The sequence below is a fragment of the Microbulbifer taiwanensis genome (assembly GCF_014904815.1).
GTDB classification, from domain to species: domain Bacteria; phylum Pseudomonadota; class Gammaproteobacteria; order Pseudomonadales; family Cellvibrionaceae; genus Microbulbifer; species Microbulbifer taiwanensis.
The window spans coordinates 20648-27387 of the sequence record NZ_JACZFR010000010.1 but is presented as its reverse complement, the minus strand read 5'-3'; the positions used below and the strand labels follow the sequence as shown (position 1 = coordinate 27387).

Here is a 6740-nt window from a genome sequence, read left to right as displayed (position 1 = left end):
CTGGCGATGACGAGTTTACCGTTGCCGAAACCGGAGTAGGAACCGGCGTTTACAATGTAGGCGCAGATCTGATCACGTTTAGCGACGTGACTACCGTCAACGCTGGAGCCGAAGCTGGCGGGCCGGACGGAGACAAGGTCAACGCCGTGGGTAATATGGCGCTGACCGGAGAGGCCGGGGAATTCATCAACAACAATATCACCTTTAGCGGCATCGAATCCGTGGGCGGCGACGGCAGCAGCATAGTCGGCTCCGACAAGGCCGACCACTTTATCGTCAGGGCAGCCACGGTGAATGCCAACGGCATTGAGTTTTCTAATTTTGCCAGCGAGATAGATGCGGGTGCGCAGGGCGCCGACGAGCAGGACACGGTTGAAGGGCTTGCTGGTCAGAACTGGAAGATCATTGACGGTAATCACGCCAAGAACAACGACATTACCTTTGCCAATGCGGAATACCTGACAACAGATGGCACCGTGCTTGAGGGTGGTAGTGGCAGCGACACATTCACTGTAATTGATGAAAATAATGTCCTTGTGGAAACCATGACTTTCCATGGTATGAAGTCAGTCAGTGGAGGGACGGAAGACCTAATTGATGCCACTGGATATTCAAATGGGCTGGTTCTGACTGGACAGACAAAACAGATAACTGCCGGAAATTTAACCTTTAATGGCATAAAAAGCGCTAAGACGCTAAAGCTGGTTACAACTGATTCAGATGAAGAATTTACTATTACCGATGCCAATCAGTTGGAGGTATCTGAATTTTACTTTAGTAGCTTGTCGGAGGTTGATGCCGGTGGGGAAGATGGCGACCTTGTCATTCTATTGTCTGGTGGATCTGGCGAATATGACGAAGTCGATGGTGAAACCGTATTTATTACAAGCGGTATAACCTTTAAGAATACTGAAAGAACCAATGGTAATGGTGGGACTTTCACTGACCTGGCGGGTGAAGACAGTACCTATGTGGTGACAGGGGTAAACAAGTTCACCTTCGATGGAATTGAGCACACAGGGTACAGCGCTGTTTGGGACCTAGGTGGTCAGGATACGGTCATTGGACTTGAAGGCGCCGACTGGATACTGACAGGAGACAATTATTCGGCAGAGAACTTTGGTATTACGTTTATATGGGTAGAAGTTCTTGTCGCCAACGACGCTGGACTTGTTGGATCTAGTTCAGGAGGGAATTTCAATCTGAATAGTGATGGCACTGTTTATGTCGACAGGATGACAGTCAAGGGCCTGAGCGAAGATAAAGGCTTGAACTGGGTAAAAGGTGCAGGGACCTCCGATGTGCTGACTGTCTCTGGTGATAATAGTTCTCTGGCGCTTACGGGTTCGGATAACGAAGTGCGTTCAGAGGTCTTTTCGCTGCTGTTCACTGGTATAAACACTGTCGACGACGTTAACAATATTTTTGGGGTAGACGGCGGAAACGATACGTTCGAGGTCACTAGTAATAATGACTTTACGGCAAATAAGATCAATTTTCGTAATGTGGATGCGGTAGATGGCAGGGGTGATTCACTGGGCGACAGTGATAAAGTCCTGGCGGACGGCAATATGGATCTTACCGGGGATTCCGGTGGATTAATTAATAGATATATCATTTTCAACGGTATAGAGATTGTCGAAGGTGATGGCGGAAGTCTGTCTGGATCGGCGAAAGCGGATTGGTTTACTGTTACCGCTGTTGATTCGGTTAAAGGAAAGACTCTCAAAGGCAATGATATTGAGTTCAGCGGTTTTTCCGGAAACATTGATCTTGGTGGTCAGGCTGACGGTACATCGGATACTGTTGAAGGTTTCGGCGGCGCCGACTGGATTGTCGAAGGCGGCAACAGCGCAACTAATGATGGTATCACCTTTGTCAATGTGGAAAATCTGACGGCTGTGAATGCCGATCTGCTGGGCCGGGATGGCGCAGCAGGCAACGACGACTTCATTTTGACGTCACGCGGTGATGTGCAGTTGGGCACCATGACATTCGACGGTGTTTCCGTCGTCGATGGACGCGGCGGGGACAATGACCTGAATGCGAGCGCCTATGCCGAAGGACTAAAGCTGACCGGCACAGTCAATCCACTCCGGCTCTTCGATGCCGGCTTGCAGTTTTCCAATATTGATACGGTCAAAGTGCCGAAGCTCTACGCGACTGCCGGCGATGACGAATTTATTGTCAGCGATACCACCGAGAATGCTTTCAGGGTGGGAAGTATCTACTTCAGCGACGTAAGTGAGGTCTATGCGGAAGGTCAGGCTACAGCCTCAACGTCCGGAGATACCCTTCAGGCCCAGGGCGATATGACACTGATCGGTGAAGCCTATGTCGTGGACAACAACGGTATCATCTTCCATGGCATTGAAACCGTAAACGGGAGTGGCGGTGACCTAGTTGGCTCCAGTGGTATTGACATCTTTGACATCAAGTCCGAGAGCTCTGACGACGGCAGTGGTAATACTACAACCTACACCGTCGTCAATTCTGCAGACATTCGCTTTACCAATGTGACCACTATTGACGCCACATCAAGCACAGGTGTTGATGTGGTGAATTCTTCGCTGTCCGGTGGCTGGACCCTGATGGCTACTGACGATCAGGTGCTACACGGTGGTATCACTATCACTGGTGCCCAGGTGTTCAACGGCGGCAGTGGTATCTTGTCCGGAGATACGAGCGATAATAGTGGCGAGAGCTATACGGTCAAAGGAGACAATTCCGTAAGCGTCGATAACATGACCTTTAACGACCTCTCCGAGGTCAACGCGGCAGCAGGCGCGGATTCCCTGACAGCCATCGTCGACGTTACTCTGGCCGACGACCAGAGTGGCAACTTCTCAACCAGCAAGATGAGCTTTTCCGGCTTCGATTCCCTGGTGGCGGCCAGCCTGATCGGCACCAGTAAGGCCGATAGTTTTCAATTCGATAACGAAGGTCATCTGTCGATCTATGGTCTGACTATTTCCGGACTAACGGAACTGGATGCAGGTGACGGCAACGACAGTATTGCAGCCTTAGGCGGGGTTACGCTGAACGGTGCCAATGCCGTCACCACTAATAATATCGACGTAACGAACATAGAGAAGGTAACCAGTACCGGTGCGCTGACCGGTACTGCCAACAATGACAAGTTTATTGCAGTAGCAGATGTAGATAAGGCGCTGGATAGCAACTACGGTATCCGCTTTGAGGATGTCGCCTCAGTAGACGCTGCCGGTGGTGCCGCCGATGAGCTGCAAGGGCTGAATGAAGCCTGGACACTGAGTGGCAGCAACAAGGCCCTCAGTCATGCGGGAATCTCTTACACCAACCTGGAGAAGACCTCCGGCGGCAATGGAACCCTCAATGGTTCCGATATGTCCGACCAGTTTACTATTACCGCCAATAACCAGGTCACAGCCAATGAAATAACTTTTACCAATATCAGTACGGTAAACGCCGGTGGCTCCGATGACCAGGTTAGCTCCAGCGGCGGTGAGATCTGGGTGCTGGGTGCCACCGATGGCATTGCTACCGCTGCGGAAATCAATTTCAATGGTATTGAGTCCGTCGTTGCCAGCAATGTGCAGATTGACGCGGCAACAAACAGCGCTGTCGACAATTTCGCACTGGGGGATTCCGACCAGTCGCTCCGCGTGCGCGGCATCGATTTCTCGTCAGTCAGCAGTGTCTCCGCCGGCATGGACGCGGGGGATACGGTAACCAGCGGTGCCAGTAGCTGGCAGCTGACCGGTACCAAGGGTGAAGTCTCGGCAAACAATGTCGATTTCACCGGTATCGACAAAGTGGTGACCAGCAATGCGCACCTGATCGGCAGCGGCGGCGATGAAACCTTCACCCTAGCTGGCAACAATGCCCTGAGTGCCGCGGCCATCGCCTTCGAGGGCATTACTTCGGTGGCGGCGGGTGCCGGTGACGATCTGCTGCAGGGCACCGACGCCGACGAGAGCTATGGCTTTTCTGGGAATGGCGATATCAGCGTTGCGGGTATCCGCTTTGGCGCCGTCGAGCGAGTTGCCGCCGGTGGCGGGGCGGACACTGTCAATGCCGACGGCGCCAGCTGGACGTCGCACAACAGTGGCGATGCACTGATCGACGGCAGCGCGGTGGCAACCATCGAAGGCGTGACAGTGCTGTTCGAGGATATCGAACTGGTCAATGGCGTCGGCAGCTATATCGGCCAGGATATCGACAGCGAATATGTCTTCAACAGCCTGAACAGCTTTGCCCTCGCCGACATTACCTATACAGGCGTTGCCGAACTGGTTGCCGGCAGCGGCACCGATCTCCTGCGAGGTGCCGATATCGATGCACAGTGGAATGTGAATGACTCGCAGGGCACTATCCGCAGTGGCGGTGAGTCGCTGGTATTTAGTGGCATGGAATCGCTTATCGCCGGCGCTGGAGCCGACCAGTTCACCCTGACAGACGGCTCCTTTACCGCCATCGATACCGGCGCCGGCAGCGATACGGTGCTTCTGGCCGGAACCACTCTGGGCAGCCTGTCATTGGGAGAGGGCAACGACCGATTGCAGGTCGACGTCGATAGCAGCCAGGGTGTATCCCTCCACGGTGGTGGCGGCGATGACCAGTTCCAGTTCAATATCGCCGGCAAGACCTGGCAGGTTTTCGACAGTGGCAGCCAGGTTGGCAACTTCCAGTTCTCCGGCTTTGAATGGCTGGACAACAATAGCGACAGTCTGACCCTGGAAACCGGCCTCGGCTTTGATTTCGTCAATGGCGGCAACGAGAGCGAGAGCTTCAACCGCAACGGTGCGGGTATTCTGTTCGCCGATGGCATGCGCCTGGGCTACAACGGCAGCGGCAATGTCGCAATTACCAGCACATCTAACGATACTATCGGCGGCGATCTGCTGGCGAACCGTGCGGACCTGACCGTCGCCGGCGATGTGGATATCACCTCTGATGTGAATGTTCTCAGTATCCAGACATCCGGCGCGGATATTGATATCTCAGTACTGGAACAGGATGATCTGGTAATCGACGTGATCAATGCCGGCCGCGGCACTATCATGTTAAATAGCGCTAACATTGGCAATCTGACCGGGGAGTCCAGGGATAACAATTATGTAGATCCCCATCTGATTGCGAGTAAGGTGACGCTGGGTACGGGCACTGACCTGGAACAGAAACAGTGGAATGTAATCGGCAGTGAGCTGAATCCGCTAATCATGGATGTAACGGAATCGGTGGATATTGTCTCCGTCATCTACTTCGATCCTTACTTTATCGGGCAAACCCCGGCGCTTACCGCGATAGGTGACAGGCTTCAGTCTGTGGCCGGAGCCCAGTCTGCCCAGGGACTGAAGTCCGCCGTGCAGAACGCGGTAGAGGATTTTGCCCAGGTGGATCCGGGTATCTTCGCCGCCGTACCGCCATATAGCGCAGGCGTGGAGGCGGTGAATGCGCCGGAAATGGTACTGAGTGCCGATGGCCTGCAGCCGGCTAACGCCCCCGCCCGAGAAGAAGATGAGGAAGACCTGGACGAACGTATGCGCGAAGGGAAATCCCAGGCCGGGAGTGTGCGGGCATCGGGCGGCCGGTAGTTGGAATTTTGGCAGGCGGTTTCAAGGGAGTGATTGGAATGTCCGCAACAGTGCACCAGAAGGATTACAGCGGATTTGTCTACTTTCATCCGAGCACCAGGGGGCAGGATGGCAAACCTGTCTTTATCGATAAAGGCCTGCTGAGGCGCTTTATGGACCTGGTGGACACGGCTACCGAAGAGGGCAGGAGATTGGCCGTCCAGGTGACCGAGCTGAAATCCAAGGCCGCCGGCCTTGAATCCGCCAGCAATATCAGCGATGGATTCAGTCACCGACAGACTTTTGGCGGTGTGGAGGTGACCTACGCGGTTTTTCAGCGCTCCAACGAGAGAAACCGGGGGCCGGGGGTGTATATCACTGGGATCCGGCGGGTAAATAAAGATGATTCCGGAAAGGATCATGCCCCGGGACTCTACAGGGTGGATTTTTCAGCTGGTAGAGGTTGGGAGATAAGTGATTCTCCTTGCGATAACATAAGCACAACAGTTGGCGCTATAGGCGCGGTGTTTTCCGGAGGAAGGTACAGTGCTGGAGAGACGGGTAGATCTTTCGGTGGCTACTTTACCGAGAAGCTGTCTGGCGGAAAGCTCAACGACGGCTTTTCTCTCTATTACGCCCCCAGCTATCTGGTAGACAGTCTGGGTGTTTGGAGGACTTCCGAACAAAAAACCAATCCACAAGGGGCTGGACCAAAACAGCTGGCACAACTCTTCAAGGCTACCTTGCCCTGGTCCTCTTCTGCGAACCCGGAGGTCAAGTACGAGTGGTATGTGTTTGGCGAGGGCGCAAAGATGCTGTCCCTGGCCCTCAATGAATACAAGGGGCTCGGCGCCGGCCCGCTGAATGAGCACCGGTTTACCTTTCTCGACCCGAAGGCGAGTCTCGGCATTGTCTACAAGAATCTGGCTGATGTGGGGGCAAAGGTATCCGAGCCCGGCTTCCTGATGAGCCGCGCGGCTTATGCTGCCAAGGTGCATCAAGTCACTGTCCCGGGTGAACTGGTGGAAGGTCTGCAGAGCCAGGGAGCCAGTTGGACACAGGCCGACAAGCTGGTACAGCCGCTAGCGGCTGCGTTAAAGAGCTTTGAAAGCCGTGGACCTGATTTCACCTTTGCCGAGATGGTGAAGGAACTGATGTCTAATATCGACGCGGGCTGGACATGAG

2 protein-coding genes are annotated in these 6740 nt (G+C 53.9%); both read left to right on the top strand.

The window, feature by feature from the left end:
* Window positions 1-86: 86 nt before the first annotated feature.
* Window positions 87-5576 carry a beta strand repeat-containing protein gene (locus IG627_RS03500; protein WP_226864671.1) on the top strand — a complete coding sequence of 1830 codons (5490 nt, stop codon included), beginning with the start codon at window positions 87-89 and terminating at the stop codon, window positions 5574-5576.
* A 38-nt stretch (window positions 5577-5614) separates the two neighbouring features.
* Window positions 5615-6739: a hypothetical protein gene (locus IG627_RS03495; protein ID WP_193190011.1), complete on the top strand. Its 1125-nt coding sequence runs from the start codon at window positions 5615-5617 to the stop codon at window positions 6737-6739.
* Window position 6740 lies beyond the last annotated feature (1 nt).